This window comes from Streptomyces sp. CB02414 (genome assembly GCF_001905385.1).
Taxonomy (GTDB): Bacteria; Actinomycetota; Actinomycetes; order Streptomycetales; family Streptomycetaceae; genus Streptomyces.
Window position 1 is genome coordinate 152,283 of the sequence record NZ_LIPF01000002.1, and the last position, 24,970, is coordinate 177,252.

Sequence of the window (24,970 nt, forward strand, 5' to 3'; positions counted from 1 at the left end):
CCTTGCGCACGCCGGAGGGGGCGGTACGGACATCCGTACCGCCCCCTCCGGCATTGCCCCCGCCTACTTGAGCGCCAGCAGCAGCGTGTCCGACGGCGAGCACCACACCGGCCGCGCCTCGCCGAAGCCCTTTTCGCGCAGTACGCGCGCGTGCCACTGCGCCGAGGGCATGTCGCCGTCGGCGTGCTCGCCGTAGATCTCGAAGCGGCGGGCGGTGGGACCGGCGAGGACCGGGTCCTTGGCGGCGAGCTGCCACCACTCGGACCAGTCGAGCGCACCCCCCGCCTTGGCGGCGTCCATCCCCGCGTGCCGCTGCGCGCGCTCCGCCGCGTTGATCCGGGGCGTCGTCTCGTCGATCATGTGGTCGGCGTTCATGAAGACACCGCCGTCGCGGACGACCTCCGCGACCCGACCGTAGAGGGCCGCGAGGGGTTCGGAGTGGAGCCAGTGCAGGGCCGTGGCGGTCAGTACGGCGTCGTACGAGTCGTACGGCAGCTTCGCCGTCCAGTCGGGGTCCTTGAGGTCGGCGGTGACCAGGGAGACCCGTTCGTCGCCGGCGAAGGTTCTCTCGGCGATGGCGAGGAGCGCCGGGTCGAGGTCCACACCGGTGCTGGTGGCCTGCGGGAAGCGGGCCAGCAGGCGGGCCGTGATGGTGCCGGTGCCGCAGGCCAGGTCGAGCACCCGGGGCGCGGGCCCCACCAGCGCCTCGACCATGTCCAGCATGATCCGGAAGCGTTCCTCCCGGTCGGGCATGTACCACTCCTGCTGCCGGTCCCAGCTCTCCTGCCAGGCCTGCCAGTCGGCCGCCGGTGCGGGTGTGGTGGCCGTGGTGATGTCCGCGTCCGTCATCGAGCCCCTCCATCGCGTGCGTCACGTAATACCCTGTAAGCGCGATCAGTCATTACCTGACCGCAGGCACGACCATAGAGCCCCTTCGTAAGGACTACAAGTGGAACTGGCCTATTACTCGGACTACGCCGTGCGTCTCGTCAACACCGAGGAACCGGCCCGGGGGCAGGATTCCCTCACCTCGGTCGATGCCGTGCGCGAGCTCTTCGGCGCCAACCAGTCGGCGGCCCGGCGCGCCACGGACGCGGACGTGACCCGCTTCCGCTCGGTCCGCGGGCGGCTGCGCGCGGTCTTCGAGGCGGCCGATGGCGGCGACGAGACCCTCGCCGTGGACCTGCTCAACTCCCTCCTGCTGGAGTTCCCGGTGAGCCCGCAGATCTCCGGCCACGACCACCGCGACGACGACGGCAGCCCGCTGTGGCACATGCACCTGGCGGACCACCCGTCCAACGCGACCGCCGGTTTCGCCGCCATCGCGGCGATGGGCCTGGGCTTCCACCTCACCGAGTACGGCGTGGACCGTCTGGGCCTGTGCGAGGCGGCCCCCTGCCGCAACGCCTACCTGGACACCTCCACGAACCGCTCCCGGCGCTACTGCTCGGACCGCTGCGCCACCCGCGCCAACGTGGCGGCCTACCGCGCCCGCAAGCGCCTGGAGGCGGACCGGTCGGCCAGCACCGGCCGCAGCGCGGAGAGCGCCCAGCGGCCCACGGCGAACGGCGAGCGCTGACCCGGCTTCAGAGGCCGGTACCGCGCCCGAGCCCGCCCGAGCACCAGCTCCTCCGGGACGACCCCGTAGTCGGTGCTGTCACCGCCCGCGAAGGCGTTGTCGCCGAGCACCCACCAGCCGGCCCCGCGCCGCTCGACGGCCCGCTTGACCACCAGCAGGTCCTGCTGGAAGGGATGCCGCAGCACCACGACGTCACCCGGCCGGACCCGCGCACCCCAGTGCACGAGGAGCACGTCGCCGTGATGGAGCGTGGGCACCATCGACGGCCCGGTCACCTCGGCCGGGCCGAAAGGCAACGCCCCTCTCGGGCGTTCGGTCTCCTGCGACGACTGCTCCGGCATGACCCGGCACCTCCCCGGTGTTTCCTCCACCAGTCTCAGTCTCACCCCGGACTTTTGTCCTAAGCCCACGGGGGCACTCGCGAAATCGCGCCTCCCAGGGAGTAATGTCCCCCCTGAGAAGACGATCACGAGGAAGGAACGCTTCATGCTTTCCCGCCTGTTTGCCCCCAAGGTCACGGTCAGCGCCCACTGCGACCTGCCCTGCGGCGTGTACGACCCGGCCCAGGCCCGCATCGAGGCGGAGTCGGTGAAGGCCGTGCAGGAGAAGATGGCCGGCAACGACGACCCGCACTTCCAGACGCGCGCCACGGTCATCAAGGAGCAGCGCGCCGAGCTGGCGAAGCACCACGTCTCCGTGCTGTGGAGCGACTACTTCAAGCCGCCGCACTTCGAGAAGTACCCGGAGCTGCACCAGCTGGTCAACGACACCCTGAAGGCCCTGTCGGCCGCCAAGGGTTCGAAGGACCCGGCGACCGGCCAGAAGGCGCTGGACTACATCGCCCAGATCGACAAGATCTTCTGGGAGACCAAGAAGGCCTGACGCACGGTCTTCAATCCGCACCCGGTCCGCAGGACGCCGAGCACGGCGTCGTGGCGGTCCGGGTGCGGTCGTCTCCGCCCTCAGCCCCGCCGCAGGCGGGAGACCAGACCCCGGTGTGCCCATCCGGTCCTGCGCAGGCCCGTCCAGACGCAGTACGCGGCGACGGCGACCGCGAGCGCCGCGGCACCGGGTGCGGACGGAACAGCGTTCATCGCGGCGACGCCGAGCACCACGGCGACGAAGCCGTCGAACTGCCACGCCACGATCAGCAGGCCGGAGAGGTCGCCGAGCGGTGTGACGACCGGGAGCAGCAACGCGAGCGGCAGGTGCAGCTTCATCTCGCGCAGGAACCTGGCGCCGAGCACCAGCATCACCGACCCGGCGACGAGGAACACCGTGTCCGGCAGCCGCCCGCCGTACAGCGGCCACCGGGCCGCCACCGCCACTGCGCCGCCCAGCACGGTCCCGCCCGCCACGGCGACGACGGGCCAGGTCAGCGCCCGGGTGAGCGCCCCGCCCCACCCCTCGCCGAACAGCGGCGCCAGCGTCAACTCGTCGCGCAGGCCGCGCCATGTCTCGCCCACCCACCCGGACCCCAGGTACAGGCAGACGCAGCCGGCCGTCCACAGCGGCGCGGCGAGGCCGCCGTACGCCCCGGCCGTGCCGAGCGTCAGCGCGGCTCCGCCCGTCGGCAGGAGCACCAGGGCCGCGCCGGTGCGGCCCGGTGTGCGCAGCGCCCGGACCGCGCCCTGGCGCACGTGTCCGCGCAGGCGGCCGTCGGGCCGGAACAGGGCCGAGGTGAGGCCGCGCGGCTCCGGGCGGTAGAGGTCGAGCGCGTGGTGCAGCGTGCCCGTCAGCACATACGCCTGCGCCTGGGAGGCGCGTGCCGACTCGCGGGCCAGTCTGCTCAGGTCGACCGTGCTGACGGCCCGGAAGGCCGCCCGTCCCACGGCCGCGGCGGAGGCCGCCGTGACGGCGGCGACGAGCCAGAGAGCACCCGCTCCTTGGGGCACGGGACGGCTCGTCACCGCCACGAGGAGCGCCACGGCGCCCGCGGCGCAGGCGAGCACGAGGTTGTCGGCGACCGTCCGCACCTGGCCCCACAGCCACACCACCGCGGCGAGGGCACTGAGACCGGCGACGGCCGCCACCACTTGCAGCGCCGTGTCGAGGCGGCCGAACAGGTCGGTCGTGAGGTAGGCCGCCGTGCAGAGGGCCGACAGCAGGGCGGCGCCCGCGTACAGCAGCCGGCGGCGTGCGATCGTGCCGAGGTAGCCCGCCGGAGGCAGGTCCGTGGACATGAACACGTGCAGCAGGAAGGGCTGGAGCACCAGCGGCCCCCAGAACCTCGCGGCGAGCTGGGCCCCCCAGCACACCGTCACCGCGAGCGCGCAGGCCAGGGGCGTCGCGTCGGCGGGTGTCGCCACGGGGACGAGCGCGGGTGAGTCGGCGGCGGCGACCAGGGCCGGCACCAGGAAGAAGACACCGAAGAGCGCGACGAGGTAGGCGGTGTACGCGCGTCCGCCCGCCGAGGCACGGTCACCGCGGCGGGCGTACCGGCGCCACACGACACGGACGCGGTCCCCGACGCCGGCGTCGGCAGTCATGGTGTGCTGCGCCGTCATCCCAGCTCCACGCGGCCGTCGCACGCGTCCACCAGGGCCGGTTCGTGGGTGGCGACCAGGAACGCGGTGCCCGCCCCGGCCCGCTCGGCGAGCAGGCCGGCCACCAGCTCGACGCGGTCACCGTCCAGGTGGCGCTCCGGTTCGTCGAGCAGTACGGCGCCGGCGGGCCGGACGAGGGTCAGCGCGAGGCTGAAGAGCTGGGACTGGCCGGACGAGACCTGGTGGGGGAACCGTTCCCCCAGCGGGCACAGCCCCATTCGCTCCATGATCCGTCCGGCACCCTCGGTGGTCTCCGCGGAGTTGCCATACCAGGAGGCGGCGACCAGCGTCACCTGCTCGCGCAGCGTCATGTCCCGGGCGACCGGGACTGGTTCGACGAGCGAGGCCACGAGCCTGCGGTGCGAAGGCTTCGCCATGTCGGCGGGTTCCCCCCGGATCGAGCACGTGCCGGCGGTGAGGCTCCGGCTGCCCAGGAAGGCGCGCAGCAGAGTGGTCTTTCCACTCCCGTTACTTCCCGTGACGCACCAGAACTCGCCCGGCGGCACGTCGAACGTCGTCGGCGCGAGCAGGGTCGTGCCGTCCAGCGCGACCGTCGCACCGTCCGCCGCGAGCACGGGAGCGACCCCGGTCACCGGTCAGCGCTTCCTGCGGTACGTCCGCACCACGACGCCGTTGCCGAAGCTCCGCACCGACTGCGGGACGAATTCGGTGACGGCGAAGCCGGTCCCGAACATCGGCATGCCGGTGCCCAGCACCACGGGGTAGGTCTTGATGACCAGCTCGTCGACCTCGTCGAACAGCTCGCCGGCGACGGCCGATCCGCCGCACAGGTAGATGTCGAAGCCGGTGTCCTCCGCCTTGAGTTCGCGGACCTTGCCGACCAGGTCCGCCGAGACGATCTCGACGTTGGGATCGGGCGACTCCGTGAGCGTGCGGGAGGCGACGTACTCGCGCAGGTGTGCGTAGGGGCTGGTGACACCCTCCTTGAGGGCGAGGTCGTAGCTGGCCCGGCCCTGGACGATCGTGTCGAACCGCTTGTTGGGCAGGTCGTCGATGCCGAGCGGCCGACGGCCGTGGGTCGGCAGGGTCTCCGGGTACTCCGACTTCAGGAACGCGAGGAACTCCTCGTCGACGAACGGGACCATGAAGGCGGCGTCGCCGTCCGGGCCGCCGATGAAGCCGTCGATCGAGCAGGCGATGAAGTACGTGAGCTTGCGCAAGACGTTGCCCTCTCCCTTGATCACTCCACTCATAGTACTACGGGGGGAGTGGTTTAAGGGGTTTGTCGCGGCTCACGCCACATCGGCCACATCCGGGGGCCGTCCGGGAGGACCAGGGCCCGGCCGGTGAACTCGAAACCGAGGCGTTCGTACAGGCCTTTGCTGCGGTCACTGCTCGCCTCCAGATAGGCGGGCAGCCCCTCGCGGTCGCACCGGTCGAGGACCGTCCCGATCAGTGCGGTGCCCAGTCCCTCGCCCTGCCGGCCGGGGGCCACGCCGATCATCCACAGGTACTCGTGGGCCCGGCCCGAGGGGTGGATGCCCTCCGTCAGCCGGGCTATCAGCTCCACCCGCTCGTTGGCCGGATCGACGGCTTCGCGCACCAGGGCCGGGATGTCCTCGGCGCCGTCACCCGGCTGCTCACCGGCGGGCACGGGCAGCCAGAGCGCGCAGGCCGCGCCGTCCTCCGTGAGGTCGATGCGCCCGTCGGCGAGCACGGCGTCGGTGAAGGCGCCCATGAGCCGGTGGTGGGTCCGGCGGCGGTACTCCTCGCCGGGGAAGACCCAGCCGCTCACCGGGTCGTCCTGGAACGCCTCGTCCAGCAGCCGGACGACCAGTTCCCGGTCGCTCTCCCCCGCCGTCCGGATCGCCACACCCATGCCCCGCCCGCCCTCTCGCCTCAACCTCGCTCGTACGTACGCCGGTTGAGCCTAGGGCCTGTCCGGCGGATCATGCCGCAGACGCGGGGTCTGGCACGCCCATCTGCGGCGATCAGGCGCCGTCGGTTCCCTGCGACCTGACCGCCGGACAGGCCCTGGCCCGGCGAACGCCGAGAAGGCGGGCCCCGCACACCGTGGGGAAGTGCGGGACCCGCCGGGCCGGAGCCCTCGGCGGCGCGACCGTACGTCGGTCAGGTCCGTACGGCCCTGCGCGGGCTCCGGGGTCGTGCCCGGCCGTCCGGCGCTCGATCGCCGCCGGACGGCCGGGGAGGGTCAGGTACTGCGCCGGGTCACGAACTCGGCCAGCGCGAGCAGGCCGCCCGCCGCCTCCGGATCGGGCACCGCGCGGGCCAGTTCCTGCATGGCCCGGGCCATGTGGTCGGCGGCCTGGGCCTGCGCCCAGTCACGGCCGCCCGCCCGCTCCACGGCCAGGGCGCTGCGCTCCAGGTCCTCCTTGCCCTCGTCGTACGGTGCCGCGTACAGCTCGGCGAGTTCGGCGGCGGCCGGGGTGCCCGAGGTGAGGGCGGCGACCACCGGAAGCGACTTCTTCCGGGCGGCCAGGTCCGCGCCGGCCGGCTTGCCGGTGCGGCGCGGGTCGCCCCATATGCCGATGACGTCGTCGATGAGCTGGAACGCCAGCCCGGCCTCCCGGCCGAACGCGTCCAGGGCCTCGACCTCCTCGTCGGCCGCCCCGGCGTAGAGCGCGCCGACAGCACAGGCGCATCCCAGCAGGGCGCCCGTCTTGGCCTCGGCCATGACGAGCGTCTCCTCGAGAGTGACCTCGTCCGGGGCGCGCCTCTCCATGGCCGTGTCCGCGTGCTGGCCCTCGCAGAGTTCCATGACGCAGTCGGTGAGCCGGGCGGCGGCCGCCGCCGACGCCGAGTGCGGGTCCACGGCGAGCAACCGCAGGGCCAGCGCCTGGAGGGCGTCCCCGGCGAGGATCGCGTCGGCGTCGCCGAAGACGGTCCACGCGGTCGGCCGGTGACGCCGGGTGCTGTCGCGGTCCATCACGTCGTCGTGCAGCAACGTGAAGTTGTGGACCAGCTCCACCGCCGCCGCGGCCGGCACCGCCGCCGCCCGGGCCGCGGGGCCGCCGAGGGCGGCGGCCGAGGCGAGGACCAGCGCGGGGCGGATCGCCTTGCCCGCGTTACCGGACGCCGGTGTGCCGTCCGCGTGCTGCCAGCCGAAGTGGTAGAGCGCGACCCGCCGCATGCCTGCGGGCAGGGTCGCGATGGCGGACCGCAGCCCGGGGTCGACCGACGCCCGGGACTCCCGTAGGAGCACCGCCGCCTCGTGCCCGTCGGACAAGCCTTCCGGCTCCTCCCCCCGCTGTGTGCCGATGCGCTCGCCCCTTTCCAGCGTTCCGGTGGGCCGGCGCGCTCCACCGGTGCCGTGCGGAGCCTCCGTCATCGACTCGCCTCCCCCCGTGCGCCCGCGACCGTACCCCGGGGGTGTACCCGTCCGGGCGGGCGGGAACACGGCGTTCGGGAGACTGGCGTCACTGCCAGCGGCCGATCTCGACGTTCTCCAGCACGCCGAGCGCGTCCGGTACGAGGACGGCGGCCGAGTAGTAGGCCGTGACCAGGTACTTGATGATGGCCTGCTCGTTGATTCCCATGAACCGCACCGACAGACTCGGCTCGATCTCGTCGGGGATGCCGGTGGCGCGCAGCCCGATCACGCCCTGGTCCTGCTCGCCCGTACGCATCGCGATGATCGAGGACGTGCGGGCCTCGGTGACCGGGATCTTGTTGCACGGGTAGATCGGCACACCGCGCCAGGTCGGGATGCGGTTGCCGGCTACGTCGATCGTCTCGGGGACGAGTCCGCGCCGGTTGAACTCGCGGCCGATCGCGGCGATGGCACGCGGGTGGGCGAGGAGCAGCTTGGTGCCGCGCCGGCGGCTCAGCAGCTCGTCGAGGTCGTCCGGGCCGGGCACGCCGTCGTGCGGCTGGATCCGCTGGTCGTACTCGCAGTTGTGCAGCAGGCCGAACTCGCGGTTGTTGATGAGTTCGTGCTCCTGGCGCTCCTTCAACGCCTCGACGGTCAGGCGGATCTGCTGCTCCGTCTGGTTCATCGGCTGGTTGTAGAGGTCGGCCACGCGCGAGTGGATGCGCAGCACGGTCTGGGCGACGCTCAGCTCGTACTCGCGGGGCCGCGCCTCGTAGTCGACGAAGGTGTGCGGGATGTCCGGCTCACCGCTGTGGCCGGCGGAGAGGTCGATCGCCTTCTCGCCGTGCCTGTTGGTGGGCTGCTCGGGCAGCGAGCGGCGCTCCTCGAGGTGTGAGCGCAGGGAGTCCGAGCGCTCCGCGACCTGCTCCACCTCCTGACGCGGCAGCACCAGCACCGTGCAGGCGGTGACCGTACGGGCGGTGTACTCCCAGATGGCGTCCCCGTCCAGCAGCGCCTCGTCGCCGAAGTAGGCGCCGTCGGCGAGGACGCCGAGCACCGCGTCGTCGCCGTAGGGGCCGGTGCCGACCTTCTCCACCTTGCCGTGGGCCAGCAGGTACACCTCGTCGGCCTGGGCACCGAACGAGGCGATCACCTCGCCCGGCCCGAACTCCCGCTGCTCGCAGCGCTGCGCGAGCTCCGAGAGCACCTCCTCGTCCTCGTACGACCGCAGGGCCGGCAGTTCGCCCAGCTCCGCGGGGATGACCTCGACGCGGTCGCCGGTCTTCACGAACGTGACCCGGCCGTCGCCGACGGCGAAGGTCATGCGCCGGTTCACCCGGTACGTACCGCCCTGGATGTCGACCCAGGGAAGCGTGCGCAGCAGCCAGCGGGAGCTGATCTCCTGCATCTGAGGAACGGACTTGGTCGTGGTGGCCAGGTTCCGCGCGGCCGCCGTGCCGAGGCTCTGCTGCGGCCTGGTCTGCTCGGTGCGGACCTCTTCGCCTACCGACATAAGGAATTGCCCTCCCGGTCATGCCGGACGGCTGCGCCCGGCATCGATGTGCGTGGACCAGCCTTCCTCACGGAGCGTGCCGGTGCTATTACCCGAAAGAGCGGGAATGGATCACCGTCGGCCGGGGCAGACATGGGAGCTTGTCCGGCGTATCGCCGACTTGTCCGGCGCAGGTCAGAGCCGTTGGCCGGGATGACCTTGGCCGAAACGGCTCGCACGGGGACCGAACAAGTCGTAGGGAGCAGTCCGTTTCGGTAGAAGCACCGTACGAGGCGGTCGCGCCGGGCGGTCGTCGCGCAGCGTGAAGGAGTCGGCCGTGGCCTCACCCATGTCCGCGAGCAGTTTCCTCAAGGCACTGAAGGCGGAGGGCCTCACCGTCGTGCAGGTCGGCGACTGGCGGGATCACAACCGCAACCACAAGGGGCCCTGGGGTCCTGTGCACGGTGTGATGATCCACCACACGGTCACCAAAGGAAGCGCGCGGACCGTGGAGATCTGCCGCAAGGGTTACGAAGGGCTGCCGGGTCCGCTGTGCCACGGGGTCATCACCAAGGACGGCAAGGTCCATCTGGTCGGGTACGGGCGGGCCAACCACGCCGGCCTGGGCGACGACGACGTACTGCGCGCTGTGATCGCGGAGAAGGGGCTGCCCCGGGACAACGAGTCGAACACCGACGGCAACCGTCACTTCTACGGCTTCGAGTGCGAGAACCTGGGTGACGGGGACGATCCCTGGCCGGCCGCGCAGCTCGAGGCGATCGAGCGGGCCGCCGCCGCGGTCTGCCGCCATCACGGCTGGAATGAACGATCCGTCATCGGCCACCTCGAATGGCAGCCCGGGAAGGTGGACCCGCGGGGGTTCTCGATGGGGTCGATGCGGGAGCGGATCCGCGACCGGCTGAATTGAGGCGTGCGCCGGTAGCGCGCGGCGGGACAATGGCGGAGTGACCGGCACCTTCACCTCCGAGCTCTCCGCTCTGCGACCGCGTCTGCCCTCTCCCTTGCAGGAGGTCGCCGACGAGCGGTTCGAGCGGCGCGGGCTCCGGTTGCTGCTGAAGCGCGACGACCTGATCCATCCGGACCTGGTCGGCAACAAGTGGCGCAAACTCGCTCCGAACCTCGCCGGCGCGACCGGGAGCACCGTCGTCACGTTCGGCGGCGCGTACTCCAACCACCTGCGCGCCACGGCCGCCGCCGGCCGGCTGCTCGGGCTGCCCACGGTGGGCGTGGTACGCGGTCAGGAACTGGCCGGCCGGCCGCTCAACCCCTCGCTGGCCCGGTGCGCGGCCGACGGCATGCGACTGCACTTCACCGACCGCTCCACGTACCGCCGCAAGACCGAGCCCGACGTCCTGGCGGCGCTCCTGCGCGCGGTGGGCGCCGAGGACGCGGTCGTGGTGCCCGAGGGCGGCAGCAACCCGGCGGCCGTACGCGGCTGCCGGGCGCTCGGCGGGGAACTGGGCGAGCACGCCGACGTGGTCGCGCTCGCCTGCGGCACCGGCGGCACGCTCGCCGGGCTGGCCGCGGGGCTGCCCGCAGGACGGCGGGTGCTCGGCATACCCGTGCTCAAGGGCGGCTTCCTGACCGACGACATACGGCGGCTCCAGGACCGCGCGTTCGGCGGGCCGCGCGGCGACTGGAGCCTCGACGACCGCTTCCACTTCGGCGGCTACGCCCGCACCACCGCCGGGCTCGACGCCTTCGCCGAGGATTTCGAACGCCGCCACGGCCTGCCCGTGGAGCGCGTCTACGTCGCCAAGATGCTGCACGCCCTGGTCACCCTGGCCGAGGAGGGCGCCTTCCCGCGCGGGACGACCGTGGCCGCGGTCGTCACCGGCCGCCCCTTCCCCTGACCCCGGCCGGCCTACGTCGTCTCCCGGTATGCCGCCGCCTCCTCCAGGTCCAGCCGGCGCAACAGGGTCCGCAGCATCTCGTCGTCGATGTAGCGGCCGTCCCGCAGCCGCACGAAGACCTCCCGCTCGGCGCCGATCATCTCCCGCGACAGCCGCCGGTAGGTGTCGTCGACGCTCTCCCCGGTGACGGGGTTGACCTGGCCGAGCCGTTCCCAGACGGCGTTGCGGCGACGTTCCAGGACCGTGCGCAGACGGTCGGCGAGGGGGGTCGGCAGCGCGTTGCGCTCGTCGGCGAGGAGGTCGTCCAGGCGCTGCTCGGCGGCACGGGAGGCCTGCGCCTGGGCATTGGCCTCCGCCAGCGTCTCGGCCTGGACGTCGTGGGCGGGGAACTTCAGCAGGCGGATCAGCGGCGGCAGGGTGACGCCCTGGACGACCAGCGTGCCGATGACCGTGGTGAAGGTGAGGAACAGGATGAGGTTCCGCTCGGGGAAGGGACCGCCACCGTGCACCGTGAGCGGGATGGAGAAGGCGATGGCCAGCGAGACCACGCCCCGCATCCCCGCCCAGCCGATCACGAACGGCCCCTTCCAGGAGAGGTCCCCCTCGCGCGCGCGGACGCGTGCCGACAGGCGCGGCAGGAAGGTCGCCGGATACACCCACACGAAGCGGGTCACGGCGACCACCAGGAAGACGGCGACCGCGTACCAGGCGGCGTCGGTGCCCTCGTAGCCCCCGAGGCCCTCGAGCACCACGGGGAGCTGGAGGCCGATGAGCGCGAACACGGACGACTCCAGCACGAAGGCGACCATCTTCCAGACCGCGTCCTCCTGGAGGCGGGTGGCGAAATCGACCTCCCACGCGCGGTGGCCGAGGAACAGCGCGACGACCACCACCGCGAGCACCCCGGACGCGTGCACCTGCTCCGCGACCGCGTAGGCGACGAACGGGATCAGCAGGGAGAGCGTGTTCTGAAGAAGGGCCTCCTTCACGTGCGTGCGCAGCCAGTGCAGCGGCACCATGAGCACCAGCCCGACGCCGACGCCGCCGACCGCCGCGATCAGGAACTCGGCGATGCCGCCGGCCCAGGTCGCGCCCTCGCCGACCGCCGCGGCGAGCGCCACCCGGAAGGCGGTGATCGCGGTGGCGTCGTTCACCAGGGACTCGCCCTGGAGGATCGTGGTGATCCGGTTCGGCAGCCCCACCCGGCGGGCCACCGCCGTCGCCGCGACGGCGTCGGGCGGAGCCACCACCGCGCCGAGCACCAGGGCCGCGGTCAGGGGCAGGCCCGGCACGATCAGGTACGCGGCGGTGCCCACGACGAAGGTCGCGAAGAGCACGTAGCCGACGGAGAGCAGCGCGACGGGCCGCAGCTGCGCCCGCAGATCGAGGTAGGAGCTGTCGGTGGCCGCCGTGTGGAGCAGCGGAGGCAGCAGCAGCGGGAGGACGATGTGCGGGTCGAGGGTGTAGTCGGGCACGCCGGGCACGTAGCTCACGGCCAGGCCCACGGCCACCAGCAGCAGCGGCGCCGGCACCGGCAGCCGCCGGCCGGCCGCGGCGATCGCGGCGCTGCCCGCCACCAACAACAGCAGCGGCATCACGTCCATCGTCCTCGCCTGCCCTCGTCGTCCACGCGGTGATCCGCACGCCCGTCGTAACCTGGCAATCATGAAACAGTGCACGCACGCCGACGCGCTGCCGCACCCGGAACCGGAGCCGCTCGGCGATACCTGCCCGGAGTGTCTGGCCGAGGGGACGGACCCGGTGCAGCTCAGGTTGTGCCTCGTGTGCGGCCACGTCGGCTGCTGCGACTCCTCGCCGAGGCGGCACGCGACCGCGCACCACGAGGAGACCGGCCACCCGGTGATGCGCACCTTCGAGCCCGGGGAGGACTGGCGTTGGTGTTTCGTGGATCACGTACTCGTGTGACCTCGGCCAGGGACGGTTCGACCGTCTGAGGCCTGGGTACGTCAACCCGGCGCGCGCTCTTCCGATTTGAGCCCGCCGAACCCCTAGCCACTGTGCGTGTTCATGTGTTTACTATGAGTGACAGCAAGGGGTTGGGGTCTCGGGGACAGGAAACTTCGGAGCGCGATAACGTCACCGCTGAACCACGTATCGCGTTACCCCGAGATGGACCTCGGCCCTGTAACGCTTGTACCACCTTGGAGGTGAGGGTGTCCCAGATCGCAGGCGAGCCCGCGACCCAGGACTTCGTCGAAGTCCGGCTGCCGGCCGCGGGTGCCTACCTGTCGGTGCTGCGTACGGCCACGGCCGGCCTCGCGGCCCGTTTGGACTTCACCCTCGACGAGATCGAGGACCTGCGCATCGCAGTCGACGAGGCCTGCGCGATCCTGCTCCAGCAGGCCGTGCCCGGCTCGGTGCTCAGTTGCGTCTTCCGCCTCGTCGACGACTCGCTCGAGGTCACCGTCTCGGCGCCGACCACGGACGGACACGCCCCCTCGCGGGACACCTTCGCCTGGACCGTGCTGTCCGCCCTCGCGGGCAAGGTCTCCTCAGCCGTGGACGAGGACAACACCGTTTCGATCAGTCTCTACAAACAGCGCGGCGCGGGACCCGGGCCGGCGTGAGGAACGGGGACGGGCCGGTGCGGGACGAAGAGCGCGGCACACGGGAGCGGCCGGCCGAGGGCACCCGTGCCGGGAACGAGGCCCGAGGCATGGCGGACGGCATCGACGGCATCCCCGAGCAGGCCCGGCCGCATCCTCAGGACGAGGCCTCGCCCGAGGCCGTCGTCCCGGGCGACGGGCAGCGGAGCGGGGACACCCCCGTGCGGCCCGTCCGAGCGGAGGCGAAGGCTCGGGAAAGGGCAACGGGCGGGACGATGAGCGAGCACGAGCGACACGCCGAGGACGACGCGCCGGGTGCACGGGGCACGCAGGGCACGCGCCACGACCCGCAGGACCGCAGCGGGGCGCGCCTGATGTTCGCCGAGCTGCGCAACCTGGAGAAGGACAGCCCCGAATACGCGGAGCTGCGCAACCGGCTCGTCCGCATGCACCTCCCCCTCGTCGAGCACCTCGCGCGCCGCTTCCGCAACCGCGGGGAGCCCCTGGACGACCTCACCCAGGTCGCCACCATCGGACTGATCAAGTCGGTCGACCGCTTCGACCCGGACCGCGGGGTGGAGTTCTCCACGTACGCGACCCCCACGGTCGTCGGCGAGATCAAGCGGCACTTCCGGGACAAGGGCTGGGCGGTACGCGTGCCGCGCCGGCTCCAGGAGCTGCGGCTGGCCCTGACGACGGCCACCGCGGAGCTCTCGCAGCTGCACGGCCGCTCCCCCACCGTGCACGAGCTCGCCGAGAAGCTGTCGATCTCGGAGGAGGAGGTCCTGGAGGGCCTGGAGTCGGCCAACGCGTACTCCACCCTGTCCCTGGACGTCCCGGACACCGACGACGAATCCCCGGCGGTCGCGGACACCCTCGGCGCCGAGGACGAGGCGCTGGAGGGCGTCGAGTACCGCGAGTCGCTCAAGCCGCTGCTGGAGGACCTGCCGCCGCGGGAGAAGCGCATCCTGCTGCTGCGCTTCTTCGGCAACATGACCCAGTCGCAGATCGCCCAGGAGGTGGGCATCTCCCAGATGCACGTGTCGCGGCTGCTGGCCCGCACCCTGGCACAGCTGCGGGAGAAGCTGCTGGTCGAGGAGTAGCCGCGGCGGCGGAGAGCGCCGAGTGCCGGCTACTTCTGCGCGCTGCCGGGGCCCCGGATGCCGAGCGCCTGGGTGGTCGCGGGGTTCACCAGCAGCACCAGCGACGTGACCGCCACGACGGCGAGCGCGATGCCCGCCGGGATGGCGACGCTGTCGGCGGTCAGCATGTTGTAGGCCACGGGCAGCGCCATGATCTGCGTGACGATGGCGGGCCCCCGGCTCCAGCCCCGTCGCGCGAGCAGGCCGCGGGCGGCGAGCAGCGGCAGCAGGGCGAGGACGATCAGGGTGACGCCACCGGTGACGGCGGAGGTCCGGTCGTCGGGGTGGCCCATGAGACCACCCACCAGCATCCAGGCTCCGCCGACGACGAGCGCCAGCCCCTCCAGAGCGGCCAGGGCTGCGGCGGCGGTCAGCCGCCCGGGGCGGGGGCCCGCCTCTTCGGCGGCTTCGGGGGTGGGGTTCTGCTCGCTGCTCACCCCTGAAGGGTAGCCCTCGCCGGCACCGACGCCCGTGGGGGCGTCCGGCACGACGCGCGCACCGCGGCCCGCGGCGATCTTCCCCTCGGGCTGGGCCGGGTACCGCCCAGTAGGTACCCTGCACAGCATGCGTGCACTTCTCGTGGTCAATCCGGCGGCAACCACCACGAGCGCGCGCACGCGCGACGTCCTGATCCACGCGCTCGCCAGCGAGATGAAGCTGGAGGCCGTCACCACGGAGTACCGCGGGCACGCGCGCGACCTCGGCCGGCAGGCGGCGCTGAGCGACGACATCGAGCTGGTGGTGGCCCTCGGCGGCGACGGCACGGTGAACGAGGTCGTCAACGGCCTGCTGCACGCCGGCCCCGATCCGGAGCACCTGCCCGGCCTCGCGGTGGTCCCCGGCGGCTCCACGAACGTCTTCGCCCGCGCGCTCGGCCTGCCCAACCACGCCGTGGAGGCCACCGGCGCTCTGCTCGACGCGCTGCGCGACGGCAGCGAACGAACCGTCGGACTGGGTCTGGCCTCCGGCGCGCCCGGCACGGAGGACGAGGCGGTGCCGGCCCGCTGGTTCACCTTCAACGCCGGACTGGGCTTCGACGCCGGCGTGGTGGGCCGCGTCGAGCAGCACCGCGAACGCGGCAAGAAGTCGACGCACGCCCTCTACGTCCGCCAGGTGATGCGCGCGCTCATCGGCGAGCCGCACCGTCGCAGCGGGACGATCACCCTGGAGCGGGCGGGTGAGGACCCGGTCACCGATCTGGTGCTGTCCATAGTTTCGAACACGTGCCCCTGGACGTTCCTCGGCAATCGCCCGATCTACGCGTCGCCGAAGGCCTCGTTCGACACCGCGCTCGACGTCTTCGGCCTCAGCCGCCTGTCGACGGCCGCGGTCGCCCGGTATGGGACCCAGTTGCTCACTTCGTCCCCCGAGCGCGGACCCCGGGGCCGGCACGCCGTCTCCCTGCACGACCTGACCGACTTCACCTTGCATTCGAAGGTGCCACTGCCCCTCCAGATGGACGGTGACCACCTGGGGCTGCGGACCAGCGTGGCGTTCACAGGCGTACGCCGTGCACTGCGTGTGATTGTGTGAGCAGAAGGGGCTAAAGTCCTTTCACTCGAACGTTTAGACCAGGATCCACCCCCAGGAAGTACGGCTGTGACCTAGTCGACACCGATGAATCAAAAAAAACTTTCCGGAAGGGGTTGTATCCGCCGCCGAGGTTTGCGAGTCTCTTCTTGGCGATCGGAACGGCCCGCAAGACCGGCCTCCACAGATCACCAGAACCCCTCTTCAAACCACAGGACCACGCCGGGCAACCTGGCGGTAGGCCCTTCCCTTGTTGAGGGATTCGTGAAAGCGTTCACATTCACAAGCACCCTGCATGTCATACCAAGGAGAGGTAGCAGCCATGGACTGGCGTCACCGCGCCGTTTGCCGCGAGGAAGACCCCGAGCTCTTCTTCCCCATCGGCAACACCGGTCCCGCGCTGCTGCAGATCGAGGAAGCCAAGGCCGTCTGCCGTCGCTGCCCTGTCATGGAGCAGTGCCTGCAGTGGGCGCTCGAGTCCGGTCAGGACTCCGGCGTCTGGGGTGGTCTCAGCGAGGACGAGCGCCGCGCGATGAAGCGCCGTGCCGCCCGCAACCGGGCTCGTCAGGCTTCCGCCTGACCAGCCACCCCTGCTGACAGCCTGAGCTTGGCGGCGTGTACAGCGCGTACACAACCCCCGCTCCCGAGCCGCAGCGCGCAGTACCCCCGATGCGCATCGGACGATGGATCGCACGAGCACTGGCCTCGGACCCTCACGGGTCCGGGGCTTTTTGCTGTCCGGAGCGGTGCCGGGCCGGACCGCGGCCCTTCCGCTACTTCTGCGTGGGCACCGGGATGTCCAGGATCACCCGGGTGCCGCGCTCGGGGGCGGGGACCATGTCGAAACTGCCGCCGAGCTCGCCCTCGACCAGGGTGCGCACGATCTGCAGGCCGAGATTGCCCGAGCGGTGCGGGTCGAAGTCCTCGGGCAGGCCGATGCCGTCGTCCTGGACGGTGACCAGGAGCCGGGCCTCCTTGGTCGTGCCGCCGCGGACGGCGGAGACCTCGACCGTGCCGGTGTCGCTCTCCCGGAAGCCGTGCTCCAGCGCGTTCTGCAGGACTTCGGTCAGCACCATCGACAGGGGGGTGGCGACTTCCGCGTCCAGGATGCCGAAGCGACCGGTGCGCCGGCCGGTGACCCGGCCCGGTGAGATCTCCGCCACCATCGCCAGCACGCGGTCGGCGATCTCGTCGAACTCCACGCGCTCGTCCAGGTTCTGGGAGAGCGTCTCGTGCACGATCGCGATGGAGCCGACCCGGCGCACGGCCTCCTCCAGCGCCTCGCGGCCCCGGTCGGACTCGATCCGCCGCGCCTGGAGGCGCAGCAGGGCCGCCACGGTCTGGAGGTTGTTCTTCACCCGGTGGTGGATCTCCCGGATGGTGGCGTCCTTGGTGATCAACTCGCGCTCGCGGCGGCGCAGTTCCGTGACGTCGCGCAGGAGCACCAGCGATCCGATGCGGGTGCCCTTGGGTTTGAGCGGGATGGCGCGGAACTGGATGACCCCGTCGTGCGCCTCGATCTCGAACTCGCGGGGTGCCCAGCCGCTGGCCACCTTGGCGAGCGCCTCGTCCACCGGGCCGCGCGACGGCGCGAGTTCGGCGGTGGTCCGGCCGAGGTGATGGCCGACCAGGTCGGCGGCGAGGCCCATGCGGTGGTAGGCCGACAGCGCGTTCGGGGAGGCGTACTGGACGATGCCGTCGCCGTCCACCCGGATCAGGCCGTCGCCGACGCGGGGCGAGGCGTCCATGTCGACCTGCTGGTTCTCGAACGGGAAGGCGCCGGCCGCGATCATCTGGGCGAGGTCCGAGGCGCTCTGCAGGTACGTGAGTTCCAGGCGGCTCGGGGTGCGCACGGTGAGCAAGTTGGTGTTGCGGGCGATGACGCCCAGGACGCGTCCCTGACGCCGTACGGGGATGGACTCGACGCGGACCGGGACCTCCTCGCGCCACTCCGGGTCGCCCTCGCGCACGATCCGGCCCTCGTCCAGGGCAGCGTCCAGCATGGGCCGCCGGCCGCGCGGGACGAGGTGGCCGACCATGTCGTCCTGGTACGAGGTGGGTCCGGTGTTGGGGCGCATCTGGGCGACGGAGACGTAACGCGTGCCGTCGCGGGTGGGGACCCACAGGACCAGGTCGGCGAAGGAGAGGTCGGAGAGGAGCTGCCACTCCGAGACCAGCAGGTGGAGCCACTCGAGGTCGGAGTCGTCGAGTGCTGTGTGCTGGCGTACGAGTTCGTTCATGGAGGGCACGTGGCTGAGCGTACCTGGCGGTTTCCCGGGAACACCCGCGGGCCGCGGCGCCTGAGAGGGACCCTCAACCCTCCCGGCACCGCAGCCCGGAGCAACAACGGCCGTGGGGTGTGCGGTCCCGGTCGGCCGAAGGATGAGGAGCCGGGGCAGTCAGGGCAGAGAGCACCGGTTCCTCGGTCCGCCCTCCTGTGCGGGGAAGGCGGAAGCCTGACGATCACCTTGCGTGATACTCACGGCAAGTGTCTCAGTTGCCATTGTGGACTAGACCACTCGCCGTGTCCATGCGGTGAACGCCGTTCGTCGTTGTCGCGTCCACCGACTGCTCGGGCGTCCGAGCACCCGGCAGAAGCCTAACCCCGTTGGCTCAGGCACGGGGCCAGACGGCCAGGGCAATTTCCGCGAGGGCTTCCAGCTCGGTCCGGCTCGCGCCGTCGCGCGCCTGCTGGGACATGCCCTGGATCATGGCACCGGTGTACCGGGCGAGGGCGGCGGCGTCGGTGTCCGGGGGCAGCACTCCCGCGGCGACGTCGGTATCGATCCGGCTCTCGATCGCGGCGATGTTGGCGTTGCGCCGCCGGCGCAGGGACTCCTCGACCTCGGCGGTCGAGCAGTTGGCGGCCGCGTGGATGACGAGGCAGCCGTGCGGGCGCCCGGGCGCGGTGTACTCGGCCGCGGCCTCGCGCAGCATCCGCTCCACGCCCGCCCGTGCCGTCGGCTCTTCGGCGAGGGCGCGGTCCCCGAAGGAGCCGTACCGGGCGCCGTACTCCTGGACGACCTCCTCGAAGAGCGAACGCTTGTCGCCGAAGGCGGCGTAGAGACTCGGGGCGCCGATGTCCATGGCACGGGTGAGGTCGGAGACCGACGTCGCCTCGTACCCGTGCTCCCAGAAGGCCATCAGCGCCTTCTCCAGGGCCGTCGCGCGATCGAAGGAACGGGGGCGGCCACGGGTCCTGGCACTTCGGACCGGCGTCCCGGCCAGGTCGTTCTTCTCGTCACTGCTCACCATGGAGTGCATTTTATAGCGGCCACTAGAAAAATGGCGCCGGCCTGCTGTACGGTCTTCTCTGTAGCGACCGCTAGATAAATTCGGAGGGGGCGCCGACATGGGCGTGCTTACGGGCAGGACGGCTCTCGTCACGGGAGCGAGCAGGGGCATCGGGCGAGGGATCGCGGAGCGGCTGGGCCGCGACGGCGCCCGGGTCGCCGTGCACTACGGCAGGAACGGGGCGGCGGCGAAGGAGACGGTCGCCGCCATCGAGGCGGCGGGCGGCTCGGCGTTCGCGATCGAGGCCGACCTGCGCGCTCCCCGAGCGGCCGAGGCGCTGTGGGAGGAGTTCGACCGGCACGCCGACGGGCTGGACATCCTGGTGAACAACGCCGGGATCGGCAGTACGCGCCCCATCGGGGAGATAGGCGAGGAGGAGTACGACGCGGTCTTCGCGGTCAACGTGAAGGCACCGTTCTTCATCCTCAAGCACGGCATGGAGCGACTGCGCGACGGCGGCCGGGTCGTCAACATCTCGTCGGGACTGGCCCGCACCGCGGTGATGCCGGACAACATGGCGTACTCGATGACGAAGGGCGCGCTGGACGTGCTCTCGCGTGACCTCTCCAAGGTGCTGGGCACTCGTGGCATCACCGTGAACTCGGTGGCGCCCGGCATCATCGACACGGACAACACGGCCGAGATGCTGCACGGGAGCGCGGACGGCTGGGGCCGGGCGGCGGCGCTCTCCGCGCTGGGCGGGGTGGGGGCCCCGGCCGAGGTCGCCGACGTGGTCGCGTTCCTCGCCTCGCACGAGAGCCGGTGGATCACGGGGAGCTGGGTGGACGCGACGGGAGGTTCGCTGACGTGACCCCGGCGTGAGAGCGCCACCGTCAGGCCGCACCGCCCGACCGTTTCGACGCGCCCGCGGGGCCCCGCTCTGTTAGATTGGTCTAAACCACATAGCCAGTCCCGGACCCCGGGTGAGTCCTCTCTTCGAAACGGCAGGCAAGCGTGGAAGTTGTCATCGTTCCCGACGCCAGGGCAGGCGGCGAGTTGATAGCCGAAGCCATGGCGCAGTTGCTCCGGCGCAAGCCCGACGCCCTGCTCGGGGTGGCCACCGGCTCGACGCCGCTGCCGGTGTACGAGGCGCTGACCGCAAAGGTGCGCTCGGGTGCCGTGGACACCGCGCGGGCGCGGATCGCCCAGCTCGACGAGTACGTGGGGCTCCCGGCCGAGCACCCGGAGTCGTACCGCTCGGTGCTGCGGCGCGAGGTGCTCGAGCCGCTGGGCATCGGCATGGACGCGTTCATGGGCCCCGACGGCACGGCGGCGGACGTACAGGGCGCGTGCGAGGCGTACGACAAGGCGCTCGGCGCGGCCGGCGGCGTCGACCTCCAGCTGCTGGGGATCGGAACGGACGGGCACATCGGCTTCAACGAGCCGTGTTCCTCGCTCGCCTCCCGGACCCGGATCAAGACGCTCACCGAGCAGACCCGCGTCGACAACGCGCGCTTCTTCGACGGCGACATCGACCAGGTGCCGCACCACGTGATCACGCAGGGCATCGGCACCATCCTGGAGGCCCGGCACGTGGTGCTGCTCGCCACCGGCGAGGGCAAGGCGGACGCGGTGGCCGCGAGCGTCGAGGGGCCTGTCGCCGCCGTGTGCCCGGCCTCCGCGCTCCAGCTGCACCCGCACGCCACGGTGGTCGTCGACGAGGCCGCCGCCTCCAAGCTGAAGCTCGCCGACTACTTCCGGCACACGTACGCCCACAAGCCCGACTGGCAGGGGATCTGAGCGCACCCGGTCCCTCGCGACCGGACAGCCGCGTGCGGAGAGGGCGCCGTCCTGGGTGGACGACGCCCTCCGTCGTCTCCGGCCTGCAACGCGCGCTGCGCCGTCCCGACGGGTTGCGTCCTCCGCAGCTCCGGTGGGCGCCCTCGCGCTTCTCCGGCGGGCAGTTCCCTTCGCCGTCCCTGCGGGCGGTGCGCATCGCCGTCCCGGCGGACCGGCCTGTCCCGTTCCGCGTCGCGGAGGGCGGGACCGGGGCTGTGCGGCGGCGGGCTGGGCAGCGTCCGCCGGTACCTGCCCACGGACGCGCACCGGCACCACGCAACACCCCCCACTCCGTCCCACCGCACCGTCGGACACCCCACGCCGGACACACCGCCCCACCGCCGAACGCCCCGGACACGCCGAAGGCGCCGGTCCTCCCCCGAGGGGCCGGCGCCTTCGGCGTGCCGGTGGGTGTGCGTGCTACGCGCCCGTGACGGCCTCCGCCGCCGCACGGCCGCAGACGCGGGCCGCGCCGTGGGTGGCCAGGTGGAGGGAGCCGCGGGGTTCGGCGCGGGGGACGCCCATCTCGACCACGATCGTGTCGGGGCGGGCCGCCAGCAGAGTGTCCAGGGCCGCCGCCATCCAGGGGTGCCGGTGCTCGTCGCGGACGACGGCCACGATCCGGCGCTTCCCGGCGGCGGCCAGCACCTCTCCCCCGGCGTCCGGGCCGGTGAAGCTGCCGGTCTCCGTCCCGGGAAGCAGATGGGAGAGCTCGGCGGCGATGCCCCACGGCGTCTCGTCGCCGACCGCGATGTTCGCGACCGGCGTCAGCGCGGCGACGTACGGCGGCTCGGTGAGCGGTGTGAAGCCGTCGGCGCCGGTGAACCGCAGGGCACGGCGGGCGGCGCGCAGGCCCACCTCGGTGTCGGCGGTGTCCCCGGCCCCGTCGTCCGGACGGTTCGCCGCGGCCCAGCCGGCCAGGGCACGGACGCGTTCGGCCGCGTCGGCCAGGCGTTCCTCGGGCAGCTCGCCCGAGCGGACGGCCTCGACCAGGGCGTCGCTCAGCCGCCGTACCGTGTCCTCGTCGGAGAGCCCGCCGCCCACGCAGATCGCGTCGGCGCCGGCGGCGATGGCCAGCACGCTGCCGCGTTCGATGCCGTACGTGCCCGAGATGGCCCGCATCTCGATGCCGTCGGTGACGATCAGACCCTGGTAGCCCAGCTCGCCGCGGAGCAGGTCGGTGAGGATGCGCCGGGACAACGTTGCCGGACGGTCCGGGTCCAGTGCCGGGGCCAGGATGTGGGCGCTCATCACCGCGCGGCTGCCGGCGGCGATGGCCGCGCGGAAGGGGACCAGATCGCGTGCGGCCAGCACGTCGCCGTCCACGTCGATGCGCGGCACGTCGTGGTGGGAGTCGACGGCCGTGTCGCCGTGTCCGGGGAAGTGCTTGGTGCAGGCGGCCACGCCGGACGACTGCAGGCCGGTGACGTACGCGGCGGTGTGCCGGGCGACCAGGTCGGTGCCGGCGCCGAAGGAGCGCACGCCGATCACCGGGTTGTCCGGGTTGGAGTTCACGTCGGCGGACGGGGCCCAGTTGAAGTTGACTCCGCAGTCCGCGAGCCGGCGGCCCAGTTCCGCGGCCACCTCGCGGGTGAGCCCGACGTCGTCCACCGCGCCGAGGGCGAGGTTGCCGGGGAAGGAGGAGCCGGCACGCACCTCCAGACGGGTGACGTCGCCGCCCTCCTCGTCGATGGCGACGAGGACGTCCTCGCGCCCGGCGCGCAGCTGCGCGGTCAGCGCGGCCACCTGCTCGGGCGTGCTGACGTTGCGCCCGAACAGGGCGACGGAGGCCAGGCCCTCGTCGAGACGGCGCAGCAGCCAGTCGGGGGCGGTGGTTCCGGTGAAGCCGGGCTGGAGGACCGCGAGCGCGTCGCGCGTGAGGGTGTCGGTGGCCCTGGCGATGGTGGTCATCGGTGGCGTTATCCCTTCACGGCGCCGGAGGTGAGACCAGCGGCCATCTTCTTCTGGACGATCATGAAGAACGCGACGACCGGTATCGCGATCAGTGTCGAGGCGGCCATGAGCGCGCCGTAGTCGGTTCCGCGGTCGGTGGTGAAGTTCATGAGCCACACGTTGAGCGTGTACTTGTCGTTGTCCTGCAGCACGATGTAGGCGAGCAGGTACTCGTTCCACGCGTTGATCAGGGAGAAGATCGACGCGGCCGCCAGTCCGGGGGCGAGCAGCGGGAAGATCACCCGCCAGAAGGCGCCCATGCGGGAGCAGCCGTCCACCATGGCCGCCTCTTCGAGTTCCTTGGGGATGTTCACGACGAAGCCGCGGATCATCCAGGTCGCGAACGGAAGCGTGGAGACGAGGTAGATGATGATCACACCCCAGTACTCGTTGATCGCGCCCAGGTCGTTCAGCTGGATGTAGAGGGGGATGAGCATGGTGGTCGGCGGCAGCAGCTGCACCAGCAGCAGAATGATCATGAAGACCTTGCGGCCGGCGAACCGGAAGCGCCCGATGGCGAAGGCGGCGATCGTGGAGAGGATCATCGCGCCGACGACCGCGGTCACACAGATGATGAGGCTGGACTGGATCGCGGTGCCGAAGTTGGGCGCGTCGATCGCCCGGGAGAAGTTGTCCAGGGTGAAGGAGGACGGCCACAGCGTCTGGTCGTAGGACCGGATCTCGTGGTTGGGGCGCAGGGCGCTGATCACCAGCCAGTACACCGGGAAGGCCATCACCACGAAGGTGACGAGCCCCACGAGGTTGTAGAAGTGCCGGCTGCGCTTCTTGCGGTCGGGCCGCAGGGCGGTCTCCAGCGCGGGCTCCGTCGCGCCCGGGGCGGTCGTGGCGGTCGTGGTGCTCACTCGACGTCTCCGATCTTGATCAGCTGGCGCAGGTAGTAGACGGCCACGCCGGACAGGAGCAGCACGGTGATCAGCGCGATGGCGGCGCCCTGGCTGAAGGAGTTCGACTCGAAGGCCTTCTCGTAGGAGTACAGGCCGAGCAGGTTGTACTCCGGCTCCGGCTTGTTGCCGCGCATCAGGAAGACCTGGCCGAAGACGTTGAAGTCCCAGATCACGGAGAGCGTGGCGACCATCTGGAAGACCGGCTTGATGACGGGCCAGGTCACGTACCGGAAGACGCCCACGCGTCCGGCGCCGTCGAGTTCCGCGGCCTCCTCCAGCTCGGCGGGCACCTGGGTGAGCGCCGCGTACAGGGTGACGGCCACGAACGGCACCGCTCCCCACACCACCACGGCACCGATCACGATGAAGCCCTGTTTGGGGTCGAGGAACCAGTTGTGGCCCTGGAAGTCGAGACCGAGGTACTCGGTCAGCACCATGTTGGCGACGCCGTAGTCGGAGTCGGCGAACCAGCGGAAGATCGAGGTGGCCACGAGCAGCGGCAATGACCAGGCGGCGATGAGCGCGCCGGTCAGCAGCAGCCGTACGGCCTTGGTCATGCGCTGCATGGAATGGGCGAGGAAGAGCCCGATGGCCATGGTGGCGACGACGCATATGACCATGAACAGGACGGTGCGCCACAGGACGTCGTAGAACTCGCTCTCGCCCAGGATGTTGGTGAACTGCTCCAAGCCCACCCATTCGGCGGCCTGGCCGGTCCACAGTTCCCGTCTGCCCACGTCCTGGAAGGACATGATCACTGTCTTGATCAGCGGCCAGAGGAACACCGCGGCGAGTGCCACGGCGGCCGGTGCGATCAGGAGATAGGGCAGCAAAGGCCCGTTCGTCCACCGGCTTCGCCGGGGTGCGGACGGTGCCGGGCCGTCACCGGCGGGTGGCCGCGGGGCGGGCACCTCCGGGCCGGCGGTCTTGATGTCGGCGGCACTCACTGTGCTGGCCTTCCGTTCGAAGGGTTCTGCGTCGGAGCGGTGGCCGGTCCGCCTCAGGCGGGCCGGCCAC

The 24,970-nt window shown here is 71.5% G+C and carries 26 protein-coding genes; 11 read left to right on the forward strand and 15 right to left on the reverse strand.

All coding sequences use genetic code 11. The features are described 5' to 3' along the window. Positions 1-63: 63 nt before the first annotated feature. Positions 64-849 carry a class I SAM-dependent methyltransferase gene (locus tag AMK11_RS06820; protein ID WP_073724274.1) on the reverse strand — a complete coding sequence of 262 codons (786 nt, stop codon included), beginning with the start codon at positions 847-849 and terminating at the stop codon, positions 64-66. 100 nt (positions 850-949) lie between these two features. Between AMK11_RS06820 and AMK11_RS06825 the strand changes: the two genes are divergently transcribed. After that, a complete protein-coding gene (locus tag AMK11_RS06825) occupies positions 950-1,579 on the forward strand; it encodes a CGNR zinc finger domain-containing protein (RefSeq protein ID WP_073724276.1) in 630 nt (209 codons plus the stop codon). On the opposite strand, the gene sodX is transcribed toward AMK11_RS06825, so the two are convergent. Beyond that, a complete protein-coding gene (gene sodX / locus AMK11_RS06830; protein ID WP_073724278.1) occupies positions 1,483-1,920 on the reverse strand; it encodes a nickel-type superoxide dismutase maturation protease in 438 nt (145 codons plus the stop codon). The two genes, AMK11_RS06825 and sodX, sit on opposite strands and share 97 nt — an antisense overlap. Before the next feature lie 145 nt (positions 1,921-2,065). On the opposite strand from sodX, the gene sodN reads away from it, so the two are divergent. Then, a complete protein-coding gene (gene sodN / locus AMK11_RS06835) occupies positions 2,066-2,461 on the forward strand; it encodes a superoxide dismutase, Ni (RefSeq protein WP_003973716.1) in 396 nt (131 codons plus the stop codon). 80 nt (positions 2,462-2,541) lie between these two features. On the opposite strand, the gene AMK11_RS06840 is transcribed toward sodN, so the two are convergent. The 6 genes from AMK11_RS06840 to AMK11_RS06865 form a co-directional block, all read right to left on the reverse strand. Further along, complete coding sequence (locus tag AMK11_RS06840) at positions 2,542-4,086, reverse strand: hypothetical protein (protein ID WP_073724280.1); 1,545 nt, start codon at positions 4,084-4,086, stop codon at positions 2,542-2,544. Beyond that, positions 4,083-4,718: an ABC transporter ATP-binding protein gene (locus AMK11_RS06845; protein ID WP_073724282.1), complete on the reverse strand. Its 636-nt coding sequence runs from the start codon at positions 4,716-4,718 to the stop codon at positions 4,083-4,085. The genes AMK11_RS06840 and AMK11_RS06845 overlap by 4 nt, the downstream gene beginning before the upstream one ends. 3 nt (positions 4,719-4,721) lie before the next feature. Next, positions 4,722-5,306, reverse strand: coding sequence for a dihydrofolate reductase family protein (locus AMK11_RS06850; RefSeq protein WP_073725632.1), 585 nt, complete (start codon positions 5,304-5,306; stop codon positions 4,722-4,724). A gap of 53 nt (positions 5,307-5,359) precedes the next feature. Further along, the gene (locus AMK11_RS06855) at positions 5,360-5,965 is read right to left on the reverse strand and encodes a GNAT family N-acetyltransferase (RefSeq protein ID WP_073724284.1); all 606 of its coding nucleotides are present in this window, start codon (positions 5,963-5,965) and stop codon (positions 5,360-5,362) included. A gap of 333 nt (positions 5,966-6,298) precedes the next feature. Further along, the gene (locus AMK11_RS06860) at positions 6,299-7,435 is read right to left on the reverse strand and encodes a family 2 encapsulin nanocompartment cargo protein polyprenyl transferase (protein ID WP_073724286.1); all 1,137 of its coding nucleotides are present in this window, start codon (positions 7,433-7,435) and stop codon (positions 6,299-6,301) included. 88 nt (positions 7,436-7,523) lie between these two features. After that, complete coding sequence (locus tag AMK11_RS06865; protein WP_073724288.1) at positions 7,524-8,930, reverse strand: family 2B encapsulin nanocompartment shell protein; 1,407 nt, start codon at positions 8,928-8,930, stop codon at positions 7,524-7,526. Positions 8,931-9,258: 328 nt separating this feature from the next. Here AMK11_RS06865 and AMK11_RS06870 point away from each other — a divergent pair, with 328 nt between their 5' ends. After that, on the forward strand, positions 9,259-9,837 hold the full coding sequence (locus tag AMK11_RS06870; RefSeq protein WP_073724290.1) for an N-acetylmuramoyl-L-alanine amidase: 579 nt from the start codon (positions 9,259-9,261) through the stop codon (positions 9,835-9,837). Positions 9,838-9,874: 37 nt separating this feature from the next. Then, the gene (locus tag AMK11_RS06875) at positions 9,875-10,783 is read left to right on the forward strand and encodes a 1-aminocyclopropane-1-carboxylate deaminase/D-cysteine desulfhydrase (protein ID WP_073724292.1); all 909 of its coding nucleotides are present in this window, start codon (positions 9,875-9,877) and stop codon (positions 10,781-10,783) included. A gap of 11 nt (positions 10,784-10,794) precedes the next feature. On the opposite strand, the gene AMK11_RS06880 is transcribed toward AMK11_RS06875, so the two are convergent. After that, the gene (locus tag AMK11_RS06880) at positions 10,795-12,387 is read right to left on the reverse strand and encodes a Na+/H+ antiporter (RefSeq protein WP_073724294.1); all 1,593 of its coding nucleotides are present in this window, start codon (positions 12,385-12,387) and stop codon (positions 10,795-10,797) included. A gap of 61 nt (positions 12,388-12,448) precedes the next feature. On the opposite strand from AMK11_RS06880, the gene AMK11_RS06885 reads away from it, so the two are divergent. The 3 genes from AMK11_RS06885 to AMK11_RS06895 all read left to right on the forward strand — a co-directional run bounded on the left by AMK11_RS06885 (position 12,449) and on the right by AMK11_RS06895 (position 14,453). After that, complete coding sequence (locus AMK11_RS06885; RefSeq protein ID WP_073724296.1) at positions 12,449-12,709, forward strand: UBP-type zinc finger domain-containing protein; 261 nt, start codon at positions 12,449-12,451, stop codon at positions 12,707-12,709. Between the two features lie 248 nt (positions 12,710-12,957). Beyond that, positions 12,958-13,371 (forward strand): anti-sigma regulatory factor, encoded by a 414-nt coding sequence (locus AMK11_RS06890; RefSeq protein ID WP_019326945.1) that lies wholly within the window; start codon positions 12,958-12,960, stop codon positions 13,369-13,371. Beyond that, entirely contained in the window at positions 13,368-14,453 is a 1,086-nt protein-coding gene (locus tag AMK11_RS06895; RefSeq protein WP_079187290.1) for an RNA polymerase sigma factor SigF, read from the forward strand. Before AMK11_RS06890 ends, AMK11_RS06895 begins: the two co-directional genes overlap by 4 nt. Positions 14,454-14,482: 29 nt before the next feature. Here AMK11_RS06895 and AMK11_RS06900 read toward each other — a convergent pair whose 3' ends face one another. Then, a complete protein-coding gene (locus tag AMK11_RS06900) occupies positions 14,483-14,929 on the reverse strand; it encodes a hypothetical protein (protein WP_073725634.1) in 447 nt (148 codons plus the stop codon). Positions 14,930-15,056: 127 nt separating this feature from the next. Here AMK11_RS06900 and AMK11_RS06905 point away from each other — a divergent pair, with 127 nt between their 5' ends. Both AMK11_RS06905 and AMK11_RS06910 read left to right on the forward strand, forming a co-directional pair. Then, entirely contained in the window at positions 15,057-16,025 is a 969-nt protein-coding gene (locus AMK11_RS06905; RefSeq protein ID WP_073724300.1) for a diacylglycerol/lipid kinase family protein, read from the forward strand. Positions 16,026-16,344: 319 nt separating this feature from the next. After that, on the forward strand, positions 16,345-16,602 hold the full coding sequence (locus tag AMK11_RS06910) for a WhiB family transcriptional regulator (protein ID WP_003973730.1): 258 nt from the start codon (positions 16,345-16,347) through the stop codon (positions 16,600-16,602). 193 nt (positions 16,603-16,795) lie between these two features. Here AMK11_RS06910 and AMK11_RS06915 read toward each other — a convergent pair whose 3' ends face one another. Continuing rightward, positions 16,796-18,271 carry a sensor histidine kinase gene (locus AMK11_RS06915; protein ID WP_073724302.1) on the reverse strand — a complete coding sequence of 492 codons (1,476 nt, stop codon included), beginning with the start codon at positions 18,269-18,271 and terminating at the stop codon, positions 16,796-16,798. Positions 18,272-18,635: 364 nt separating this feature from the next. Beyond that, on the reverse strand, positions 18,636-19,277 hold the full coding sequence (locus AMK11_RS06920) for a TetR/AcrR family transcriptional regulator (protein ID WP_073725636.1): 642 nt from the start codon (positions 19,275-19,277) through the stop codon (positions 18,636-18,638). A 97-nt stretch (positions 19,278-19,374) separates the two neighbouring features. On the opposite strand from AMK11_RS06920, the gene AMK11_RS06925 reads away from it, so the two are divergent. Together AMK11_RS06925 and nagB are read left to right on the forward strand one after the other, a co-directional pair. Beyond that, positions 19,375-20,127: an SDR family oxidoreductase gene (locus AMK11_RS06925; RefSeq protein WP_073724304.1), complete on the forward strand. Its 753-nt coding sequence runs from the start codon at positions 19,375-19,377 to the stop codon at positions 20,125-20,127. A 143-nt stretch (positions 20,128-20,270) separates the two neighbouring features. Continuing rightward, positions 20,271-21,056, forward strand: a complete 786-nt coding sequence (nagB, locus tag AMK11_RS06930) for a glucosamine-6-phosphate deaminase (protein WP_073724305.1) — start codon at positions 20,271-20,273, stop codon at positions 21,054-21,056. 459 nt (positions 21,057-21,515) lie between these two features. Here nagB and AMK11_RS06935 read toward each other — a convergent pair whose 3' ends face one another. Genes AMK11_RS06935 through AMK11_RS06945 form a run of 3 tightly spaced genes read right to left on the reverse strand, consistent with a single transcriptional unit; the run spans position 21,516 to position 24,900 of the window. Then, positions 21,516-23,006 (reverse strand): glycoside hydrolase family 3 protein, encoded by a 1,491-nt coding sequence (locus tag AMK11_RS06935; protein ID WP_073724307.1) that lies wholly within the window; start codon positions 23,004-23,006, stop codon positions 21,516-21,518. An 8-nt stretch (positions 23,007-23,014) separates the two neighbouring features. Beyond that, the gene (locus AMK11_RS06940; protein ID WP_383583917.1) at positions 23,015-23,911 is read right to left on the reverse strand and encodes a carbohydrate ABC transporter permease; all 897 of its coding nucleotides are present in this window, start codon (positions 23,909-23,911) and stop codon (positions 23,015-23,017) included. Further along, positions 23,908-24,900, reverse strand: coding sequence for a carbohydrate ABC transporter permease (locus tag AMK11_RS06945; RefSeq protein ID WP_073724309.1), 993 nt, complete (start codon positions 24,898-24,900; stop codon positions 23,908-23,910). Before AMK11_RS06945 ends, AMK11_RS06940 begins: the two co-directional genes overlap by 4 nt. Between the last annotated feature and the right edge of the window lie 70 nt (positions 24,901-24,970).